The sequence below is a fragment of the Flagellimonas yonaguniensis genome (assembly GCF_029193885.1).
GTDB classification, from domain to species: domain Bacteria; phylum Bacteroidota; class Bacteroidia; order Flavobacteriales; family Flavobacteriaceae; genus Flagellimonas; species Flagellimonas yonaguniensis.
On record NZ_JARFVB010000005.1, the window covers coordinates 174,263 to 195,794 of the forward strand.

The window sequence follows — 21,532 nt, forward strand, 5'->3', positions numbered from 1 at the left end:
ATTTAAAGGTGTTACTCTATGGACTCGGCCTTAAACCCCACTTTTTGCAAAGTAGCTTTTACATCTTCTTCTGAAGCACCATCGCTTTCAATGGTCAAGATTTTATCAGCATTAGTAGTGTCCACTTCCCAACTTTCGACCCCTTCTTGTTTGTTTAAAAAGGGGGTTACTTTAGAGATGCAACCGCCACAATTGATATTTGTTTTGAATTTTATAGTTTTCATAGTATTTAAATTTATGATTAATCTTAAAGTTTTACTCGTTTAAGCCTTAAGCTATTTAGAACGACAGATACGCTACTGAATGCCATTGCTGCTCCCGCAATCATTGGGTCCAATAAGAACCCATTTATGGGATACAAAACGCCCGCCGCAATCGGTATTCCAATGATATTATATATGAATGCCCAAAATAAGTTCTGACGGATACCCAAAACCGTTTTCTTTGATAGTTCCAATGCTTTTGGGATGGATTGCAAATCTGAAGTTATCAAAGTCATTTTTGCAACATCCATCGCTATATCAGAACCTTTACCCATCGCAATACTCACATTGGCTTGCGCCAAGGCGTGGGAATCGTTGATGCCATCGCCAACCATAGCTACTATTTTTCCTTCTGCTTGCAATTTTTCTACAAAAGCGGCTTTATCTGAGGGCATTACTTCTCCGTGGTAGTTGGTTATCCCTACTTCTAATGCCACCGCTGATGCGGTCTTGTTATTATCGCCCGTGAGCATATAGACCTCGATGCCTCTTTCTTGAAGCGTTGCTATGGCTTTCTTTGAAGTTTCCTTAATTTTATCTGCAATGGCGAGTATCGCCAGCACTTGTTTTTCATTACCAAAAAATATGACTGTTTTTGCTTGCTCTTCGAGACTTTCTGCTGTTTGCATTAAGATAGCGTCGATTTGAATATTATTATCAAGCATTAGCTTTTGGTTTCCCACAAAATATTTTGACCCATTTTCTGCTTGGGCCTTCACGCCCATTCCTGTAATACTTTCAAAAGAAGCAATTTCAGCTTGTTCAATATCTTCATCTTTTAAGTGGTTGACTACCGCTTCGGCCAAGGGGTGTTCTGATTGTGCCTCGATTGCTAAAAGAATTTGCTTGTATTCACTTCTATTTTCAAGTGTATCCTTCCAAAGTATGTCAGTAACTAAAGGTTTTCCCTCGGTAATTGTACCTGTTTTATCAAGAATGACCGCATCAACTTTATGACCGAGTTCTAAACTTTCGGCATCTTTTATAAGAATATTGTTTTCAGCTCCTTTGCCAATACCCACCATTATGGCAGTAGGTGTTGCCAACCCTAGCGCACAGGGGCAAGCAATTACCAACACTGCTACTGAGGTCCATAAAGCCTGCGAAAATGCATTCTCCCCTCCTACTGACATCCAAACAATAAACGTAATGATAGAGATACCCAACACAACCGGAACAAATATTCCAGCAATCTTATCGACCAGTTTTTGGACAGGCGCTTTGCTTCCTTGAGCTTCCTGAACCATTTTTATGATTTGGGATAGCAAAGTTTCACCACCAACTTTTTCTGCGGTAAATTGAAAGCTCCCTTTTTGATTTACCGTTCCGGCAAATACTTTTTCATCCTTTGTTTTTTCTACGGGAACAGGTTCGCCAGTAATCATACTTTCATCTACATACGAACTCCCTTTTGAGACTTCGCCATCCACAGGAATTTTCTCACCTGGGCGTACCAAGATGGTCTGCCCAACTTGGACTTCGGAAATCGGGATTTCCTTTTCTTCGCCACCTTCTATTACCTTCAAGGTTTTTGGCTGTAAGCCCATCAGTTTTTTTATGGCCGAAGAGGTATTTGATTTTGCTTTTTCCTCCAATAATTTTCCAAGGGAAATAAAGGTAATGATAACGGTTGCCGCTTCGTAATACACGTGGGGTTCAATGCCACGGCTCAGCCAGAATTTGGGAAAGAGCGTATTAAAGACACTGAACAAAAAGGCAATCCCCGTACTGAGTGCGACCAAGGTGTCCATATTGGCCTTGGCGTACCTCGCTTGTTTAAAGGCATTGATAAAAAAACTACGGCCAAACCAAAACAGGACGGGAACGGTTAACAATAGCGAAATCCACTTGCCAGGGTCCCATTTCATAAAGAACATCCCAAGAACGAAAATGGGCAGGGTTAAAATTGCGGACCAAATGGTACGGTTTTTAATGTCTCTGTAATGTTGCTGCTGAAGTTCTTGTTGCGCTTCGGCTGGGTCTTTGGCATCGATAATGATATCATAGCCCACTTCTCGAAGCGCGTTCTGAAGTTTTTCTTCGGAAACATTTGCATCATAATCTACCAACACGGAATTGCTGGCAAAATTTACAGTGGCCTCGTTGACACCATCAGTATGGGAAAGAATCGACTCTACACTGCTGGCACAGGCGGCACAGGTCATACCTGTTACTGGGAAGGATTTTTTTGTTCCTGTTTTTTTTTCTTTGGGTTTGGTATCGAATATGTTCGTTGCTTCCATTTATTACTCCGTTTTGTATTTCACAAATTTCGGAATAGAATAATGAAAAGCTATTACGTTATTTACTGAAAGAATTGTAGAATTTCCCGAAAAATTGACCTGCGGTTCTCCATTAGAGCTTTTTGAATACCTGTGATTAATTTTTTGAATTTGGCAACGTAAAAAAGGTTCTCCAGTTTCAAATGACTTTCTTTGGTAAAGAAAAATCATTTTCGGAAAACCTTTATTATAACAATCGATACAGGTCTTATCTTTTCTTTAATCGTTCAGATTCTTCGTTTCTTCGGTAAGCGATCCTTCAAACTTGGGAATAGGCCGCTTTTCTTTCTCTGTTTCTGTTTCTACTATCCCATTTTTCTTGATATCGTCGATCAACCATTGCATTTCCATGATTTCCCTACGCTGCGCCTTGATGATTTCATCGGCAAGCTCCCGAACCCTGACGTCCTTTATTTGAGAACGCTCACTGGTCAAAATAGCGATGGAGTGATGGGGAATCATACCTTCCATATAGTCAACACCGGAAACCGTAACCTGGCTCCTGACCAGCCATATTCCACCCGCGATCAGCAAAACACCCAAAGCCAAGATGGCAATATTCTTATTGCGGTCTTTGTACATCTGTAGCATATACAGGAGCATGATAATAACCATGGACCCACCCATGATCAACGTCATAAAGAACCTGGTTTCACTATACCAGAAGTGATCGATAATCTGATAGGAATGTGTGTACATTAAAAAGAACATCGCGACCATTGAGGTGCCGATCATTGCGAAGAACTTTAAGTAATTGTTGACTTTCTTTTCTTTATTTTCCATTGTATATACTTTTAATTGGTTATTATGATTTCATTCTTTTTGGCCATCATCAAGATTACTGGACAACTATAAAGGGATTATTTTAGCCATGTTCCACTCAATTTACAGGTTGTATTTTATATTGATTACCAGCATTTTTTAAGGCCTCTTGCAAATTTTCCAAAGGCACTTCAAATTGCGACTCCACCGTTGCTTCGGCATTTTTCAAATCGACAGATACATCGGCCACTCCTGCGACGTTTAAGAGTGCTTCTTCTACATGGTTTCTACAGCCGTTACAGGTCATTCCTTCTATTTCGTATCTTCTTTTCATATTATAATCAATTTTTATTCTAACAATTTCACCTTTTGAATCAGAAGTGTTGATTCAAATACGTTATCGAAAAATAACATTTTCTAAATCTGGGCGTTGTTTGAAAAAAAACAAACCTTGACCCATTCGATTATTTAGGGCTATTTACATCAAAAAAGTATGCGATTACCTAAAAAGTTTTATTGTAATCGAGCTTTTGCCATTAATGACTAAAAAATTCAGTGCAATAGGTTTAAGTTCGCCCATCACTATGCACCAAAAAATCTCTAAACATCTTTATTGAAACCTGAACATAAAGAAGATGATAATGAAATTCAATGCATGGGAATCGACTTCTTATCACAAGCCACGAAGAGAAGGTTAAGCTTATAAATTATATGTTATCCAGCGATTTTCTATTTTGAAGGGCACTTTTCTTAAATTGTGTAGGTGCCATACCATTGATTTTTTTGAACTGGTTGCTTAAATACGCGACACTGCTGTAGTCCAACTGATGGGCTATTTCCTTTAAGCTTAGCTCGTCATAGATGAGCAATTCCTTAACCCTTTCAATTTTTTGGCTAATGACATACTGTTCAAAAGTGATACTCTCCACGGAAGAGAAAAGGGAACTTAAGTACTTGTAATCCAGACCTATTTCTGAACCAACATAATCGGTCAATTTGACGTTTAATTCTTGTCTTGAATGAAAAATTTTTTCTATTACAAGATTTTTCATACGCTCGATCAATTGAGACTTGCGATTACCGATCAAAGAAAAACCCAGCTTATTCAATTCGGTTTGTAATTGATTTTCTTGTTTTGCGGTCAGTTCTTCCTTCAATGTGACTTGGCCCAGTTGCACATTGGAATAATCAATACCAATCTTTTTCAGAACATTGTATACCGCCGTAACACATCTTGGGCAGACCATGTTTTTTATGTGCAGCATATGGCTCATGATAAAGTTTTAAAATACATTGCGCTCACATTATCCATTATCACAGATGGGACCGATGTTCCCAAATCGCTCTCAACAAAACCAAGACTACCGTGACTATAAACAAGATGATAATCGCCAATGCAGCATAGAATCTTGTTTTTCGGTTAGATTCTATTTTTGTTTTCTTGCTCTCCTTTCTTTGTTGGCTTCTTCTCTCCCTACGTTTTTGACTCATGATGCCAAAATCTTTTCATTTTTCTTTTACTCACACCATTCAATTTTCTCTATTATAATTTTATCGGCCTTATAATTAATTATTGTATCGTTCCCATAATTTCCCCACAAGTCATCATTGCTTCTCCGTAGTATGGGTTTCGAATCTCCTTTTCCAGGCTTAGCCAATTGGCTCCCTTATTGCTATCTGCCATCGGGCAATAGCTGTTGTACACTTTTTGATTGACTCCAAAAAGCTGAACACCGCTGATCATGTGGGCCGATAAATGTTTAAAGTGGTCCCTTTGCTCCTTGATCTCAGAAGTGCTGGCCACTGCATTTAACGATGCTTTGAGCTCTTTTTGAATGGTCATCCAATGATCATGGGCCTCTTTGTCTTTTAGCAACTTCATATCGACTTTGGCCAAACTTTCTTCCATTTGTTTTGCTTCTTTTTGTGCGGCCGCGCCATCATCATTTACCAAAGCATCCTTAACATCTATATAGGCTTCGAAAACCTGCTTCAACTGACCTTGAAACTCACTTGATACTTCAATCCTTTTTTTCATCTTAGAATGGTCGGTGCCCGTACTTGTTGAGGGTTCCATTTTATCTCCTTCCTGCATACCCAAATGACCCTCATGCCCGGTCATGGTTTTGCCTCCCTCTGCGTTCATCATCGATTTTTTACCCTGTAACTGTGCGGCCGCATCAACGGTAAATGTTCCGTTGGTCACAATTTGATCCCCCTTTTCAAGCCCGCTAATTATTGTATAGGTATCGCCATTGGTACTTCCAAGGGCAACTTCGCGCATTTCAAAGACAGGCTCATTGGGATTGGTCTTTACATAAACCACCGATCGTTCCCCTGTCCACATTACGGCACTGGCCGGTATGATAACGGTATTCTCCATCTGCATTTCGGCAGCATTGATCGTACCTTCCACGAACATACCCGGCTTCAAGAGATTATCCTTATTGTTAAGTATTGCCCTTACCATGACCGTTCTTGTAGAAGAATTAAGTAACGGGTCTACAAAGGATATTTTTGCCGTAAATTCTTCATTGGGATAGGCATTCGTCGTTATCTTGACCTCCTGACCCTCCTTCAACGATGCTATCTGATTTTCATAGGCATCGAATACCGCCCAAACGGAATTTAAGTTGGCAATTTTGTACAAAGGCTGCCCTTGTTTTACATAATCTCCTTCTTCAACCATGATATCGGTAATCGTTCCTGAAACTGTGGCATAGACTGGAAAGTTTTCCTGCACTTTGCCCACTTCTTCTATCTTATCTATTTGATTGTCAGAAAGCTTCCATAATTTTAATTTATTGCGAACGGCATTGTATAATGCCGGTTGCGATTCCTTCATGGATGCGGCCGTCAACAGCTCTTGTTGTGCGCTTACCAATTCTGGGGAATAGATGGTTGCCAAAAGTTTGCCCTTGGCAACGTTCTCTCCGGTATAATTCACATTTAGCCGTTCAATGCGACCCGCAAAATATGTAGCTTGGGTAGCATTGGCTTCTTCGTTCTCGCGAATCTTTCCTGAGAGTTTAAGTGAACTCCCATCCGAACCACCTGTACCAACGGTAGAGGTGCGTATATTGGCCAAGGCCAAGGCGTTGTCCGTCATTTTTATTTCATTGGCACTAAGCCCCGTCTCTCCGGTTTCAGCAGGAATGAGATCCATACCGCAGATTGGGCAGTCTCCCGGTTCGGGTTGCATAATCTGTGGGTGCATGGAGCAGGTCCACATCTGATTCTCGGATTCTCCGGAATGGTCATGGCTATCGGACATATCCGAAAGATCTTTTATAGCCGATTGATCGGCCTCAGCGTTTGAGAAAATAAAATATCCCCCCAATAAACCGACCGCTAAGGCGGCTACTACAATGTAAATGATGTTCTTGTTCATGATATTGAAGATTGAAATGTTATTGTTTCTTAAAAATTTATACGGATTCACTAATAGTTTTCAAAACCAGTACAATGAGCGTATGTACTATAAAAAGTATGATAATGCCCGCTAAAATATAGGCGCCTTCCTTTTCAAATGGCACTTTTCTAATCTCGCCGTTCGGGTTTTTTTCTTCCATAAATTACGTCTCCATTCATTAAATTACTTTCTAAATCTGTTTTTTTATCTTTCGAATAGATGGCGATGATATATACCATAGGACAAAGCCGCTCAACACGGTTATTAGTCCCAAAAGCGAAAATGACCTTAACAAAAGGGTGTTGAAATTATCTCTTGTGTCATAGTCCATGGTATGGGTCATCCACAGAAAGTCGAACCAGCGCCAATCTCTATGCCGCACCGTTTGAAACGCCCCATTTTCGACAGCCACATAAGCCTTTAAATTTTGTGGTGTTTCATACGAAATCTCATAAGCCGGTAGGGGACGTCCTCGATATTCGTGGTGGTCTCCGACTTCTTCTATCCTTTTTATTGCGGCTATTTTAAGCTCTGGAAGTATATATCTTTGTGCTACCTCTCGGGCTTCTTCTTTAGTGATACCGTCCTTTTCCTCTCCTGTTTTGGCATTATAAAGCTTTGCTTCGTTTATCCAATAGTAAGGTTCTTTTGCTATTTCCAATAATACCAGCGTTTGGATGGGTTGCTTACTATTTAATTGGCCTGTACCCAATAAATCTGAAAAAGCCGTCTGTTTTGGCTTCTGGTTTTTGAACTGGTCGCCGTGTATCTCATCAATATCCGTCCAGCTAAAATACATACCGCTAATCGTCCACATCAGGAACTGAATACCCAAAAAGATACCCAAGTAACGGTGGGCTTTTCGAATCCATTTTGCTGTTTTGCTGTTGACCATATTTGTTTTATTCTATATCCGAATTTTAGTTCACTAAAAATTTTACAATAAGTCCCCCAGCGAGCCATATATAACAGATGAAGGCTGCATATTTTAAAACACTTTCCAACAATGGACTCTTGGGTGCCATCTCGCTCATTGAATGTTCTACATCTTTTTTCTTGAAAAAACCCAGATAAACGAGATAGGCTGAAATGATGAGAAAAGCAACGTTCAAGAAAAAGGTATAATCAATCTTGAAAAATTCGCTATCCTGAATCTTCACCTGTGATGAATCTGGTAGTATATTCAATGCATCAAACCCATAATGCAGCGTCAATGCCGTACCAATTAATGCTGTAAACAATAAAAACGTGATAAACAATGACATTTTCCAACCATAATACTTTGCATTGATTCTCAGTACTGGAAAAACCACCAAATCACTAAAAATAAAGGCCATTACGCCAGCAAAACTCACGCCTTTTCCAAAGAGCAAGGCAGCTAACGGAATGTTGCCCATTGAGCCAATAAAAGTCAAAAATGCGGCGACTGGCCCAACAACGATATGTTCCAGAATTTCCAGAAATGTGAAATCTGTATTACCCTGACCGCTATTGATAAATAAGGTCTTAAAGAACGAATCTGGCACAAAAGCCGCTGTTATACCTGCAATGGTAAAACCTACGGTTACATCCTTCCAGACCATTTGCCATTCCATCTTATATTTTTTGGCAACGCGCGCCCAACTGTCTTCGTTCTTGATTTGTTTCTTCCAATCTTTGGAACCGTCCATCTCATCATCATCTTCATTTTCGAGATTTTTTCGTGCTTTCTCAATTAGTTTTTTAGGATTGATGAGTCGTATCAGAATCCACGAAATACCAATCAAGAGAATACCACCTACATATTCGCCCACCACGAACTGCCATCCTAAGAATATGGAAATAATAATCCCCAATTCTATGACGAGATTGGTCGATGCCAACAGAAAGGCAATGGAAGACACAAAACTTGCCCCTTTCTTAAAAATAGATTTTGTACCTGCCAAAGCCGAAAAACTGCACGAGCTACTTATAAAGCCGAAAAACGTGCCCAAAAGCACACTTTTGCCTTCATTTTCGCCCATTGTTTTTTGCATCCGCTTTTCGGTCACGAAAATCTGTATCATACTACTGATGATATAACCCAAAATGAATGCCCAAAGCGCCATCCAGAAAAATCCGGTGGTCGTATAGGCGGCTTCGCCCCATTGTTTTAAAAATTCGTTCACGGTTTAAACTGTATTAGTTTTTTATTCGTTGATGATACACGTGTTTTTAATTTCTTTATCATTGAGCTTTGGTTGACCATATCTTGCTATTTTACTTTGAATGGAATTACTACTTTAACTTTTTCCCAAGCTAATGTTATGTCACCTTCAGTATCACTAATTTTATTGATATTATATTCTAAGTGTTCCTTCAGGCTATCCGCAATAATCGGTGTCACCTTAAATCGTATTACATCATCTTTTTCGTCATATTCATCCTTTCCGTGCTGGTTCCAATTGGAATTTAAAATGATGGTCCATTCTTCTTTTGAAGGAATGGTAAAAAATCCATATTTACCTGCTTTCAGTTCCTTACCATCTATTTCTAAATTCGTATCTGTCTCTATCCACGTAGCCATATGTGCCCCAGCTTGCCAGACTTGGTCATACGCCAGCAAACCACCAAAAATCATCCTGTCCCTAACCCCTGGCGATGAATAATCAATATGGATGTGCGCATTACCAATGGTCGCCATTGCAAAGGTGTGGGGGCTTAACACTTTTTTTGGCGGTTGTTCTATGGTTGTTTCTTTCGACTGTTCCGGCAATGGCTCGGTTTTCTTCTCTTTACAACTGATAATAAGAAGAAGACCGAACACTATACTAATTGAAATATATCTACTCATCGGTTGTTACTTAGTATTTCTTGAAGATGAATGGGTTTTTATTATTTTCCATTTTCCATCTATTTTTTTAAGGATTGAGGTTGCTACCCCTTTTTTCTTTATGGTCCGGCTATTTCCCTTGTCGTCCGGATTGAGGACAATGGTATATACGTATGTTTCGGTAGTAAAGGCATAGGGTACATCTACCTTTACATCGATTTCATAATCTGAAAATTCAAATTTTTCAAAGTGACCCAATTCCGGTCCTAAATGATGTTCTATATAGTGGCTGTACGTACCCTCGACGCCTCCCGATTCAAAAACCTCGGAATCCTCGGTAAATAATTCGAAAGTACCATCGGTCGTTAGGTTTTGTAGGGCATCCTTATAGCTTTTCATTACTGTAAGCACTGCTTCTTTTTCTGTTTTTGCATCTTGTCCAAATAGTGGGCTTGTCGCTATTATGAGCAACATTACCACCGTAGTTAATTTTAGTGTTTTCATACTTTTAGTTTTTAAAGGTTATTTATTTACTCGAATTCTATTCACATTTGCGATACCAAAGACCAGGACGAAAAACCGCAGTGCCACTTCAAGCGCCACCAGGATTTTCGCGGGTAAGGAAATTGGGACTATATCACCATATCCTACTGATGAGAATGTTATCAAACTGAAATAGGATAAATCAAAAAATACCGACAGTCCATCATTGCCAATACTGTTGTTCATTTTAAAATGAATAGCATCCACAAACTGCAACGCTGTGTAATCTATTGCAAACGAGAAAACTATCAACACAATCAGGTATCCGAACAACACCAGTACGTGGCTCAATAGATGGCTCTGACCAATTATCTTCATTAGTTGGTTAAAGGACAAGGCTATAATGAATCCTATCTTTAGTAATGTTAAGGCCAGTAGGATAATCATAGCATAAGACCCTTCCATAGTAGGTAGCGCATACAGTTCGATTACTGAAGCAATAAGCAGCACCAATAGAACATACTTTGAGCTGTTGAAAAGCTGCCCATAAAACGCCCTTGTGGTTTCTATGTCTTTTTCTTTATCCATTCTTATTTGTTATCTGTAAAAATCTCATCATAGGTCTTTGTTTCGTTCTCATTTTTTCTTCTCAAGAAGCGCATCCACACTCAAGTCATGCTTGTCATTAACCTTTATAAATGTAAAACTGGGGCGTTCTAAATTATAATCGGTAATCAACAAGGACCAAGAAGCTTTTAACTGAATTGTTTCTTCTGAAACAAGTTTCAACTCAATAGGAATTGTTATTTCCCGTGTAACTCCCGCAAGGGTAAAATCGCCCATTGCGCTGAGCGTTTGTGCCGCTTTTTCGTCAAAATCAAAATCGTCTTTAAGCTTTCCTTCAAAAACGACATTGGGATTTTTTTCCGCTTTTACCAACTCGTACATATGTCCATCCCGTTTTTCATTGTCTGTCTTTATGGATTTTACAGGTACCGAAAAGTTCAACGCACCGTCCTTAAAATCAATGGTGCCCTGTAAATCATCAGATTTACCGATATAGGAATTAAGGGGCATTTTTGCCTTAAAGGATGCGCTTCCTTCCTTTAGTACAAAGTTTTGGGCGTTAATAGCCACGTTGCCAGAAAACAACAGTATTATTAAAAAATACATTGCATTTTTATCCATTGCTTTTTATTTTTCGACCATTCAATCCGTTTGAATATAACTCTTGGTATGTTTTTGTCCCGTTTTCATTGATTCGGCGGACAATGAACTTCTTGTCGATACCTTTTCTACTTTCAAGCCCCATTGATTTTAGCAGCTCCTTAAAAGCTTCCATGGTGTTTTTATGGTAGTTGGCTACTTTGGTCTTTTTATCTTCTACTACCAATGATGCGACCCTTGAAGGTACCATTGTAGTGATTCCCGTAGGGCAGGTATCCAGATTGCATTTTAAGGATTGTACGCAGCCCAAGGCAAACATCATCCCCCTTGCGCTGTAGCAGGCATCGGCACCAAGTGCCAACATTCTATAGATATCAAAAGCCGATATTATTTTTCCTGCTGCCATTAATTTTATCTCATCACGTAACTTATATTTCTTTAAAATGGAATGTGTAAAATCTATGGCTTCAATTATGGGGAGTCCGGCCCAATGTAGCGATTCCATATGTGCAGCACCGGAACCACCTTCTGCGCCGTCAATGGCTACAAAATCTGGATAGTTTTGCTTTTCAGCAAAAGTGCGAACCATTCTTTCGAATTCGTCTTGCTGTCCGATGCACATTTTAATCCCTATGGGCTTTCCACCGGAAAGTTTCCGTAATTCATGTATAAAGGCAACCATTTCCGAATCAGTACCGAATGCGGCGTGATGTGGTGGCGATAAAATTTCGGTTCCTTTTTCTACGTCCCTGTACTTTGCAATTTCCTCGGTATTTTTTTTGGCAGGAAGAATGGCACCAAAACCGGGTTTTGCACCCTGTGAGACTTTTATCTCAATCATTTTGACCGCCTCATTGGATGCGATTTCCGCAAATTTTTTACGGTCGAAATTCCCATCTTCTGTCCTACATCCAAAATATCCAGTGCCAAACTGAAAAATAACATCGGCTCCATATTCCTGATGGTAGGGGGTAAATCCACCTTCGCCAGTATTTTGGGCAAATCCTGCAATTTTTGCACCGCCGTTAAAAGCAAGGGTCGCATTTTTGCTTATGGAACCATAGCTCATTCCAGCCAGATTGAGGATGCTTGCCGAATAGGGTTTTGAACACTTTGAACTTCCTATGGTAACCCTGAAATCATCTTTGATTTCCTTTGCAGGATACGTGGAATGGGTAAACCATTCGCGACCAACTTCGTCATACGGAATCTGCGTTCCAAAAGGTTGGTTTTTGACTACGTCTTCGGCACGTTTATAAACAATTTCTTTCTGTATCCAATTGAAAGGTTTTCCCTCTGTTCTATTCAATAAAACCGTTTCTTGAACGACGTGACGTTGTTTTTCCAGTAGATTGGTAATTCTTCCCAGCAAAGGATAGGTGCGTCTTATATTATTGGATTTTTGAAAATAGTCCTTAGTGCCGAGAAGCATAAAAGGTGCGATTAACAGCGCAAGCCACCATAAATGAGGCTTCCACATTATAAGCCCTGCAAGTACCACTAGCAGCGTTATCGACGATATTAAAAATATTCTTCTCATGCTTTATTTTTTAATGCGAATGGCTTTCTTCCTCTGACGTTTCAGTTTCCAAATACTGGCCCTGTGGGCCAACGCCCTGAATATAAACGAGCTGAGCGCCATAATGTCCTGCTTGTGAAACGGAGAACGCCGAAAAGGCCATAACAAGGAGAACGGCTATTTCAAAACCTCGATTCAGTTTTATCCAAAAAAGGCTGATAACCTTCAATACTGCGGCCAGAGCGCTCGACCAAATGGTCCAATCTGCATATTTATCATGGTTATCCAATACTTTTTGGGCTATATCCGTAAGGCCATGGGTATGCGGGTGTACAAAAGTTCCCGCTACGTAGGCCCCAATAAAACCAGTACCAATAAGAAACAGGATAACCCAATCTAAGTTCCTTTTAAGGACGAACAGCTGAATACCTTGAAGCAATGCCGCAAACAACAGGAGTACGATAGGAAAATGCACCACCAACGGATGTAAATTGTCGAATTCATCCAAACCCACCTCCTCTTTGTTTATGGACTTTTCGGCGTGGGTTTCGGTATGTTGTTGTGGTTTTTCGGACAATTCAACAGCATTAAAGGTTCCTGAGCTATTCGTCAGATATCCCGAATTGTTCTCAATGGACTCAGGGGCACTTGCATGAAGCGACATTAGGCTTAAAAGCAGTACTAAAAATGAAACTGTTTTTTTCATAATCGATCGTTTTTATGATGAACTATTCATAATCTGTAAAATAAGCGCACCTATAACAATAGTGCCTATAATGATGTAAATGGTATAGTTGAACCACTTTTCCCAACCTTGTTTCCCTGACTTTTCCGGGCCATTTTTACAACAATCTTTCATTTCAATCCTAATTCTGTTTATTGTGCCTGTCAAGGGAAGGGCGTTAAACACTAAATCAACCAAATTTCCCTTCCCATAACAGGACTTTTTCTTCATTAAAAAAATCAGGGCGGTCAGGAAATACACTAAATAACTAACCAATAAAAACACATTCCCGACCGACCCAGATTTACTTTTCCAAATTCACTTCGTTTATAAAGTTTTTTCCAATCACAAAAATTAAATAGGGCAACACGGCAAATTGTAATAGTGGCGACAGTCCCACATTAACCCATGGTACAATAGGCATTGCCTCTGCATAAGCCCAATCGCCACGTGAGGTATGCCAAATTTCTCCCAAAATTGCACCAGCACTTCCGATAAAAATCAACGGGAATATTTTATTGATACCCATTGACCTTGTCCAAAAGACATTTTTATATACCAAACCAAATCCGAAAAGCAGGATAAGCACCATCAACATATCAGCTACAGATGCGAGGGCACAAAACGATATATGTTGCCAATCGTATTCAAAACCTTCATAGAGCGGACCTTGCGCCAGCTCCCAGATAAAATTGAACGAAAACGCTATTACTGCAATACCGATGATATAGTTGTTATAATTTTTTTTGTCCCGTACCTGTTTGGCAAAATAGAGATATAGCAGAACGACCGAGGTCAGCACAATGGTTGGTACTACAAAAATGTCAAGGCTTAATGCTTCCATTTAGGTTTTGCTTACGTTAAATCTTTTTTTGCATTTTATTTTTTTAATACTCATAAAGCTGTACTCAGCAACATTCAACTATTAATACCTGAAAAGGGTAAGCATTTTAAACACTAACCATTAACTATATTCAACCTCCCCAATCAGGTTTTACTTCTCTATTACGGCCGTCACTTTTCCGCAGCTGAGCATTTTTGCCCCATAATACGGGTTGCGGATGTCTTTAATGGCGGATAACCAATACGCACCCCCGTTCAAGGCCATAGGGCAGAAATCCTTATAGATTTTCCCCGATGTAACAGTTCCTTTCAACAAGGTTTCTATTTCATTGCTCAAATCGGAAAAAGCCTTTCGCTGTCTCTCTAAATTGTCGGTAGCAGCGATTTTTTGCGAGGCCGATAATGCCGCATCGGAACCCTCGACTTTTTCAAGTGCTTCGTTCAACATTACCGCTCCCTTTTGGGCATCGCCCGAATTGGAACCGACCAAGTCATTTTTAATGTGCTCGTAATGTTCGTAGGCATTGGCGATGTTCTTGTCGTTAAATTCCAACTCGACCACTTTCATCTCCATCTTGCTATGGTCATGGTTCAGTTCTATTTTGTGCTGTGCGTAGCCCATTGTAGTCCCCAACATGAGCAGGGTTACTACACCATGTTTTAAATTCTTCATTTGTTGAATTTTTAGTTTATAAACTGTCCTTTAATTTTGAAACCCAATCGAGAACGGTTTTCCTCTTGTCCTCCGAAAGTTTTGCTTCCCTATGAATTAGTGTATAAGACCAAAGGGGCATTTCTCCATTTTCTATCTGACTTATGATCGATTTTAACTTGCTATTCTTTCTTCTGTTTGAATAATCGGCCCATTCGTTAAAATTCAATTCTTCCTTGCCATGGGTAACATGATCCTCCAAAAACCAGGCAACGGGTTGCACTTTGTTGTACCAAGGATAATCCGTGTTGTTGCTATGGCAATCGTAGCAAGAGGTCTTGATGATGTTCTCCACTTGTTTCGGCACATCGTTTACCAGCATAAAATCAGTTTTTGGTATTGTGTCGCTTTGGTTTCGGGAAGTGGAAAAAAACTGTATCCCCACAAACCCGACCAAAAGCACAAGCACTATGATTTTTACACTTTTCTTCACTTAGTTGATTTCCTTTTGTACACTACCGCAGCTCATCATTTTTGCGCCGTAATACGGATTTTTTATTTCCTTGGTAGCACTCAACCATTGCGCTCCTTTGTTGTTATTGTACATGGGGCAATAGGCCTGATAAAGTGTTCGATCTGAACCTGTGATCGCCAAAAGGTCAATGACATCTTTGCTCAAGACATCAAAATGTTCACGCTGGTGCCCGATGTCACTTTTCGCGATATGTTCTGCATGTTCGGTGGCATCTTCAATAATGTCTTTCAACTCATCTTGCTGTTCATCACTGAATTTGCTCGTATCGAGGTTCTTTAGGCTGCCTTCAAGCTTTTCCCCTGCCTTTGCGGCCCCATCTTTGTCATCGGACACAAGAGCATTCTTTAGCGTCAGATAGTCAGCGATGACTTCAGATGACATCATTGCCATTTCGCCATGATTCATGTTGTCATGGTCCATTTGCGAATGGTCTTCCATAGCGCCATCCATATGGCCGCTGTCCTCCATTTGTTCTGTTTGGTGACCTTCTTGGTTTTCCTGCACTTTTTTCTTGTCTTTGCAAGATGTGGCCAATAGGGTTATGATTGCCATGGCCAAAATTCCAGTTGTTACATTTGATTTTCTCATGATTGTTGAATTTGATGTTAATTATAGTTTTACATTTTGCTGTTCAATAGTGTCGAGCAATTTTTTCAAGATGTTCTTTGTGTTTTTGGCCACCTCTATTATTTCTTTTTTCTTTGCGGAAGACCAAGTCGAATCTGTATCTTCTATCGACACTTCGATAATCGTATTATTTTCCACTTCCTTAATGGTTACATTGCACGGAAAAAGAACGCTCATTTGAATATCATTTGAAATCAGTTTTAATGCAGTTTCTTTTTCACATACCATTAGAATGAGGTGCCGAGGCATCTTTTCCATATCTGAACTGAGATACTCGCGCACGTCAAATTCACCAACAAGGTCAAGACCTAACTTTTTAATGCCATTTTTTACGTTTTGTACGATTTCCTCAAATGTCAAACTACCGTACCTCCGCGTAATGCAATAGGGGGTACTCTGACTTTCTGAATAATTTTGTTGCGAGACCCATTCGCTTTTACCCTTATTATTTTCCATATTTCTCCCTTCTAAAGTTTCTCGATCACATTTTCCAATTTGGCGGTAATATCACTTGCGATTTCAGCCAATATTTCATTGTCGACTGCTTGCATTGAAGCCATTGGATTTACCGCCGCCACCTCTACATTCCCTTTCGATACGTCCTGCACGATTACATTGCAAGGCAACATGGTACCTATCTTATCTTCGGCTTCTAGTGCCTTATGGGCATAGGGCGGATTGCAGGCACCGAGGATCTTGTACTTTTTAAAATCAACATCCAGTTTCTTTTTCAGGGTTTCCTTGACATCGATTTCGGTCAAGATGCCAAAACCCTCTTTTTTCAGTTCTTCCGTTACCCTCTCGATTACCTTATCAAAGTCTTCGTTAAGGGTCTTGTTGAAATAATATTCCATCATTTTATTTTTTAGAGTTAATAGTTCGTTTTTGTTCTTCGTATTCTTTTTTGGATAGTTCGCCTTTGGCGAATCGATTGTCTAGAATTTCCATAGGATTTTCCTTAGTCCTGGAACCTCTACTATTTCGTCCGTTATACATAAAAAAGGCCAACACCAAAATGACCGGTATCAATACCCACCACCACATCATCATAATTGTAGAATTTCAATAGTTATTTTCTGTTTTCAATCCAACTCAGTATTCGTGGGCTTACGCTCCCTTATTTTTCATTTTTTCTTTCATCTTTTTCATCATCTCTGGATTTTTTTCCATCATTTTCTGCATCATTTCTTCCATCATATCAGGATTCTCATCCATCACATTTTTCATTCTTTCCTTCATCTGTTTTTTCATCATTTCGTTTTTGTGCATTTTTTCCATCAACATCTTACGGCCCTTTTCACTCTCCATCATCTTATCGAGCATTTTGGACTGCATCTTTTCCTTCATTTCAGGATTCTTCTCCATCATCTTCTGCATATGGGCCTGCATTTTTTCTTTCATTTCGGGATTTTTGTCCATCATCATTTTCATATCCCCAGATTCCATCTGTTCCATGTGGCCCTTCATCAGTATTTTTTTGGCCTCTTCGTTCTTTCTTGCCTCACTGATAAAATTGGTAAACTGAACTGGATTTGAGATGATCTCTTGATAGATGGCATTTCTATTTTCATCTACCTGCATGGTCTCGGAGGCATTGAAAGTTGATTTACAGCCTACCATCGTTGCTACTAATCCGATTGTCATTAAAATCATTTTTGTTTTCATCTTTTCATTTTTTAGGTTAATCAATCATTTGTTTTTTCTACTTTTTCATCGTTGCCATTTCTTTTTAAAAACCATTTTTCCCCGGTAAAAACGAGTATTGTAAGCACGACCGCTACAACCACTACCAACAGATCACTGGATATTTTAATCCATAAAAAAGCTCCCAGAACAATAAGGTCAAGTATAATAGCGGCACCGATTATTGCAGCATTCGCCCGTATTTCTTTTCGTAGGTTTTTCAAAATACCCCAATGGATTCCAATATCCATGAGCAAATAGAGTATGGCCCCTAAAGATGCAATTCTTGTCAAATCAAAAAGAACGGTCAATGCAATTGCCGAGACTACCGTGTAGACAAGCATATGCTTTTGTATGCCTCCTGGCATTCCAAAATGGTTATGGGGAATCAAATCCATGTCCGTCAACATAGCCGTCATTCTTGAAACGGCAAAAACACTGGCAATAACCCCTGAAATTGTGGCAACAATGGCAATACCTACCGTAAACCAAAGCCCGTACTTGCTAAAGGCAGGTTTGGAGGCCTCCGCCAAGGAATAGTCCTTGGCCCGTATGATTTCTTCTATGGAAAGGTTGGAGGAAACCGCAAAAGCGACCAAAAGGTAGATAAGGGTACAAATGGCCAGTGAAATAATTATTGCCCTTCCAACATTTTTATTAGGTTTGATAATTTCCCCACCGCTATTGGTTATGGTCGTGAAGCCTTTGTAGGCCAAGATGGATAATGCCAAGGCCCCTAAATAGCTGGAGACTGGATACTCGGACAAACTGCTAGAGGGGACTACTTCTGAAAAAGAGAATCCCGCGGCCCACAGACCGCCTATCGCAAAAATGGAAATGCCTCCTATTTTCAGGATGGCCATCACTAACGATGATTTGCCGATAACGTTGTTTCCCGAAATATTGATCAAGAACGCCGTAATCAACAGTACGACCCCCAAAATAGGAACCCATACACTATTGTCGCCAACATCGAACAATTGCAAGGTGTACGAACCGAAGGTACGTGCAACCAAACTCTCGTTGATAACCATGGAAAAAGCCATTAGCAAAGCCCCGGATGCCGTAAACGCCCCTTTACCATAAATCTTTTTCAGATAGGTGGCAATCCCTCCTGCAGATGGATAAGCATTCGATAATTTAATATAAGAGTAGGCACTAAAGCCCGAGATAATGGCCCCTACCAAAAACGCAATAGGAAACCATTGACCCGATAGTTCTGCTACCTGACCCAACAGGGCAAAAATACCGGCACCGATCATTACCCCCGTACCCAGGGATACGGCACCGGTCAAACTCAAGCTATTTTTTTTATATCCTTCCATTAATTAAAATCTTACCAAAAGTCCGCCACCCCAACCGTATCGGTTGTTATAATTGCCTTGGATTGAAAAATTACGGGAAAGAATGTACGCAACCCCTACCAACCATTGTGTTTCACTTTCAAAGGATTTGTTGTTCTCCAAATCATTTACCCATCCAAAGTCAGCTCTGTATTCGTATTCGCCTTCCAGAAAAACTCTAGGAAAAATCAATAATTCTCTGTCCAGACGTATTCTTGGGCGTAGCTGATGGTCCATACTCACATCTACATTAAATCTATATGGCGTAAAATATTTTACACCGACCAATCCTACGGTATTAAATGTATCATAAGAATCCGGTGTTGAAGTTTCGGTATTTACTCCTGCATACACACGTACCCAATCATTCAGGTATCTATTATAATTCACTTCTATTTCGGCATTTTGGTCGTAGTCAAATTCGGCACGTAGGCCAAATTCATTGCGGATATTACTCGATATAAGATTAAGCTCATTGAAATTTGAACCTAAACGCGCTCTTCCCCAAGAATAATAATGGTCTGTTTCATCAATAAGTTTCTGAACAGGATAATCCTTCATTCTTTCGTCTCTTGGCGTATCGTAACTGAAAACCCTTGCCATACCGCCCATCATATGATACAGTATGTGGCAGTGAAAGAACCAATCGCCATACTCTTCATTATAGAACTCTATGACCACTTTCTGCATAGGTGGTACATTTACCGTATGCTTTAATGGGGAACGTTCGCCATTTTCGTTGATGACCCTAAAATAATGCCCGTGCAGGTGCATTGGGTGGTGCATCATCGTAAGGTTGTTGAGCGTAATCCGAGTTACTTCGCCCCCCTTGATTTTTATTTTATCGGTTTCTGAAAGGGGTACGCCGTTCATACTCCATACATAGCGCTGCATATTTCCCGTTAGGTTCAACAGTATGTCGTTTACCGGCAAATCAGCTTTGTAGGTGGTATTCTCCTTTGCCCTTAAAAAGTCGTAGTTGAAATAAGTTTTACGAGTGTCGTAATCAAATGAAGAAGTATCCTTCTGCATCTTGGGCATATTGTGATTCATATGGCCTTTCATTTTATTAGATTCTCCGTTATGGTCCATTGACATCGAGTCCATTCCTGCCCGTCCGGCAGGCGGGTTCATTCCCTTCATACCGTCCATCTTTTTGTGCATCTCCATTTGCATATGATTGTCATTCATATCCATAGGTTTTTGGTCATCCGTTTTCATCTTATCGTCCATTTTGCCTTTATTCATTGACATCTTATCGTTCATCCCCATATTCATCTGACCGTCTTTCATATCCATCTTCATCCCATACTTCTGCATTAAAATTTCGGGCGTGTTCTTCTTTTTGTTTCCCACCATTGCAGGTGCTCCCATTTTCATATCCATTTTGGCCATTTGCTTCATCATCGCCACTTTGTCCGGTCTGTCAATCGTTTTCGCAGGATAAAGAGTTCCCTTTCCCAAACGCAATGAGGTATGCCCGGAGCCATCTTGTGCCGTTGCCGTAACTTCCAAAGTGCCGTCAGGTATGGTGATGATTACATCATAGGTTTCGGCAACGCCAAATAGAAATCGGCTTTTGGATACGGGTTGCACATCAATACCATCGCCGGAAACCACCATTGGGTTACCTCCACCAAAATCCATCCAATAATAGGTAGAGGCCGAAGCGTTGATAAAGCGAAGCCGCACCTTTTCTCCTGGCTTGAATTCGGGATATTCTGCCAACGATTTCCCGTTGGTCAGAAATGCCGGATAATAGATATCGGCAATATCAGCGCCTTCCATACGGTCTCTCCAGAATTTAAGCTGTGCGCCAAATGCACCTTCTTTGATGACCCTGCCCAAAGGGACCGCTGTACCTTTTTTTACCTGATACCATTCGTTTCCCCTTTTTAGGTTACGCAGTACGTTCATCGGTTTTTCGTTGGTCCAGTCAGAGAGCACTACCACCAGATCTTTATCATAATCCAAGGTTTTTTCCTTGGGCTGAATCATAATGGAACCATACACACCTTTCTGTTCTTGTAGCATCGTATGGGAATGGTACCAATATGTACCCGATTGATTAATCGGAATTCTGTATTGGAAAGTCGTTCCCGGTTCGATGGGTGGGGTAGTCAAATAGGGAACCCCATCATAAAAATTGGGGAGTATCAAGCCGTGCCAGTGTACCGATGTTTCAACGTTCATTTTATTGGTTACGTTGATGAAGGCCAGGTCGCCTTCGGTAAATTCCAAGACCGGTCCTGGAATACTGCCATTGATGGTCATTGCATTCGCAGTAACACCACCAAGCGTCATTTTGTTTTCTTCAATGGTAAGGTTATATTCCTTAACAGGTCGCCCTTCTTCCTTTCTATCCTGACCGTTGGTCCCTACTTGGGCAACACCTGCGCATGAAATGAGAAGTACCAACAACACTGTAATTTTTCTGATCATAATT

General features: G+C 40.3%; 24 protein-coding genes. All 24 read right to left on the reverse strand.

Going from position 1 to position 21,532, the window contains the following annotated elements; translation table 11 throughout:
- Positions 1 to 11: 11 nt before the first annotated feature.
- The 24 genes from PY092_RS10515 to PY092_RS10630 all read right to left on the reverse strand — a co-directional run bounded on the left by PY092_RS10515 (position 12) and on the right by PY092_RS10630 (position 21,528).
- Positions 12 to 224 (reverse strand): heavy-metal-associated domain-containing protein, encoded by a 213-nt coding sequence (locus tag PY092_RS10515; protein ID WP_275615806.1) that lies wholly within the window; start codon positions 222 to 224, stop codon positions 12 to 14.
- A 23-nt stretch (positions 225 to 247) separates the two neighbouring features.
- Entirely contained in the window at positions 248 to 2,506 is a 2,259-nt protein-coding gene (locus PY092_RS10520) for a heavy metal translocating P-type ATPase (protein ID WP_275615807.1), read from the reverse strand.
- A gap of 258 nt (positions 2,507 to 2,764) precedes the next feature.
- A complete protein-coding gene (locus PY092_RS10525; protein ID WP_275615808.1) occupies positions 2,765 to 3,328 on the reverse strand; it encodes a DUF305 domain-containing protein in 564 nt (187 codons plus the stop codon).
- A 97-nt stretch (positions 3,329 to 3,425) separates the two neighbouring features.
- Complete coding sequence (locus PY092_RS10530; protein WP_109649922.1) at positions 3,426 to 3,641, reverse strand: heavy-metal-associated domain-containing protein; 216 nt, start codon at positions 3,639 to 3,641, stop codon at positions 3,426 to 3,428.
- A gap of 373 nt (positions 3,642 to 4,014) precedes the next feature.
- A complete protein-coding gene (locus PY092_RS10535; protein WP_275615809.1) occupies positions 4,015 to 4,581 on the reverse strand; it encodes a helix-turn-helix domain-containing protein in 567 nt (188 codons plus the stop codon).
- 296 nt (positions 4,582 to 4,877) lie between these two features.
- Positions 4,878 to 6,698 (reverse strand): efflux RND transporter periplasmic adaptor subunit, encoded by a 1,821-nt coding sequence (locus PY092_RS10540; RefSeq protein ID WP_275615810.1) that lies wholly within the window; start codon positions 6,696 to 6,698, stop codon positions 4,878 to 4,880.
- Between the two features lie 211 nt (positions 6,699 to 6,909).
- Entirely contained in the window at positions 6,910 to 7,614 is a 705-nt protein-coding gene (locus tag PY092_RS10545) for a PepSY domain-containing protein (RefSeq protein ID WP_275615811.1), read from the reverse strand.
- A 25-nt stretch (positions 7,615 to 7,639) separates the two neighbouring features.
- Entirely contained in the window at positions 7,640 to 8,866 is a 1,227-nt protein-coding gene (locus PY092_RS10550; protein ID WP_121848300.1) for a permease, read from the reverse strand.
- 86 nt (positions 8,867 to 8,952) lie between these two features.
- Positions 8,953 to 9,531, reverse strand: a complete 579-nt coding sequence (locus PY092_RS10555) for a DUF2911 domain-containing protein (RefSeq protein WP_275615812.1) — start codon at positions 9,529 to 9,531, stop codon at positions 8,953 to 8,955.
- A 6-nt stretch (positions 9,532 to 9,537) separates the two neighbouring features.
- Positions 9,538 to 10,014, reverse strand: a complete 477-nt coding sequence (locus PY092_RS10560; RefSeq protein WP_121848298.1) for a YybH family protein — start codon at positions 10,012 to 10,014, stop codon at positions 9,538 to 9,540.
- 18 nt (positions 10,015 to 10,032) lie between these two features.
- Positions 10,033 to 10,581 carry an ion channel gene (locus PY092_RS10565; protein ID WP_121848297.1) on the reverse strand — a complete coding sequence of 183 codons (549 nt, stop codon included), beginning with the start codon at positions 10,579 to 10,581 and terminating at the stop codon, positions 10,033 to 10,035.
- 48 nt (positions 10,582 to 10,629) lie between these two features.
- On the reverse strand, positions 10,630 to 11,181 hold the full coding sequence (locus tag PY092_RS10570) for a YceI family protein (protein WP_121848296.1): 552 nt from the start codon (positions 11,179 to 11,181) through the stop codon (positions 10,630 to 10,632).
- Entirely contained in the window at positions 11,174 to 12,592 is a 1,419-nt protein-coding gene (locus tag PY092_RS10575) for an FMN-binding glutamate synthase family protein (protein ID WP_275615813.1), read from the reverse strand. Before PY092_RS10575 ends, PY092_RS10570 begins: the two co-directional genes overlap by 8 nt.
- Positions 12,593 to 12,710: 118 nt before the next feature.
- A complete protein-coding gene (locus tag PY092_RS10580; protein WP_275615814.1) occupies positions 12,711 to 13,385 on the reverse strand; it encodes a DUF2231 domain-containing protein in 675 nt (224 codons plus the stop codon).
- Positions 13,386 to 13,707: 322 nt separating this feature from the next.
- Positions 13,708 to 14,247, reverse strand: a complete 540-nt coding sequence (locus tag PY092_RS10585) for a hypothetical protein (RefSeq protein ID WP_121848293.1) — start codon at positions 14,245 to 14,247, stop codon at positions 13,708 to 13,710.
- 150 nt (positions 14,248 to 14,397) lie between these two features.
- Complete coding sequence (locus tag PY092_RS10590) at positions 14,398 to 14,919, reverse strand: DUF3347 domain-containing protein (protein ID WP_121848292.1); 522 nt, start codon at positions 14,917 to 14,919, stop codon at positions 14,398 to 14,400.
- Between the two features lie 16 nt (positions 14,920 to 14,935).
- Positions 14,936 to 15,391 carry a heme-binding domain-containing protein gene (locus tag PY092_RS10595; RefSeq protein WP_240467932.1) on the reverse strand — a complete coding sequence of 152 codons (456 nt, stop codon included), beginning with the start codon at positions 15,389 to 15,391 and terminating at the stop codon, positions 14,936 to 14,938.
- A complete protein-coding gene (locus PY092_RS10600; RefSeq protein WP_275615815.1) occupies positions 15,392 to 16,021 on the reverse strand; it encodes a DUF3347 domain-containing protein in 630 nt (209 codons plus the stop codon).
- A gap of 21 nt (positions 16,022 to 16,042) precedes the next feature.
- Positions 16,043 to 16,516 carry a DUF302 domain-containing protein gene (locus tag PY092_RS10605; RefSeq protein ID WP_275615816.1) on the reverse strand — a complete coding sequence of 158 codons (474 nt, stop codon included), beginning with the start codon at positions 16,514 to 16,516 and terminating at the stop codon, positions 16,043 to 16,045.
- An 11-nt stretch (positions 16,517 to 16,527) separates the two neighbouring features.
- Positions 16,528 to 16,914 (reverse strand): DUF302 domain-containing protein, encoded by a 387-nt coding sequence (locus PY092_RS10610; protein WP_275615930.1) that lies wholly within the window; start codon positions 16,912 to 16,914, stop codon positions 16,528 to 16,530.
- A gap of 4 nt (positions 16,915 to 16,918) precedes the next feature.
- Complete coding sequence (locus PY092_RS19680) at positions 16,919 to 17,110, reverse strand: SHOCT domain-containing protein (protein ID WP_313790220.1); 192 nt, start codon at positions 17,108 to 17,110, stop codon at positions 16,919 to 16,921.
- 57 nt (positions 17,111 to 17,167) lie between these two features.
- Positions 17,168 to 17,704, reverse strand: coding sequence for a hypothetical protein (locus PY092_RS10620; RefSeq protein WP_275615818.1), 537 nt, complete (start codon positions 17,702 to 17,704; stop codon positions 17,168 to 17,170).
- A gap of 41 nt (positions 17,705 to 17,745) precedes the next feature.
- Positions 17,746 to 19,068: an APC family permease gene (locus tag PY092_RS10625; RefSeq protein WP_275615819.1), complete on the reverse strand. Its 1,323-nt coding sequence runs from the start codon at positions 19,066 to 19,068 to the stop codon at positions 17,746 to 17,748.
- 3 nt (positions 19,069 to 19,071) lie between these two features.
- On the reverse strand, positions 19,072 to 21,528 hold the full coding sequence (locus PY092_RS10630; protein WP_275615820.1) for a multicopper oxidase domain-containing protein: 2,457 nt from the start codon (positions 21,526 to 21,528) through the stop codon (positions 19,072 to 19,074).
- Between the last annotated feature and the right edge of the window lie 4 nt (positions 21,529 to 21,532).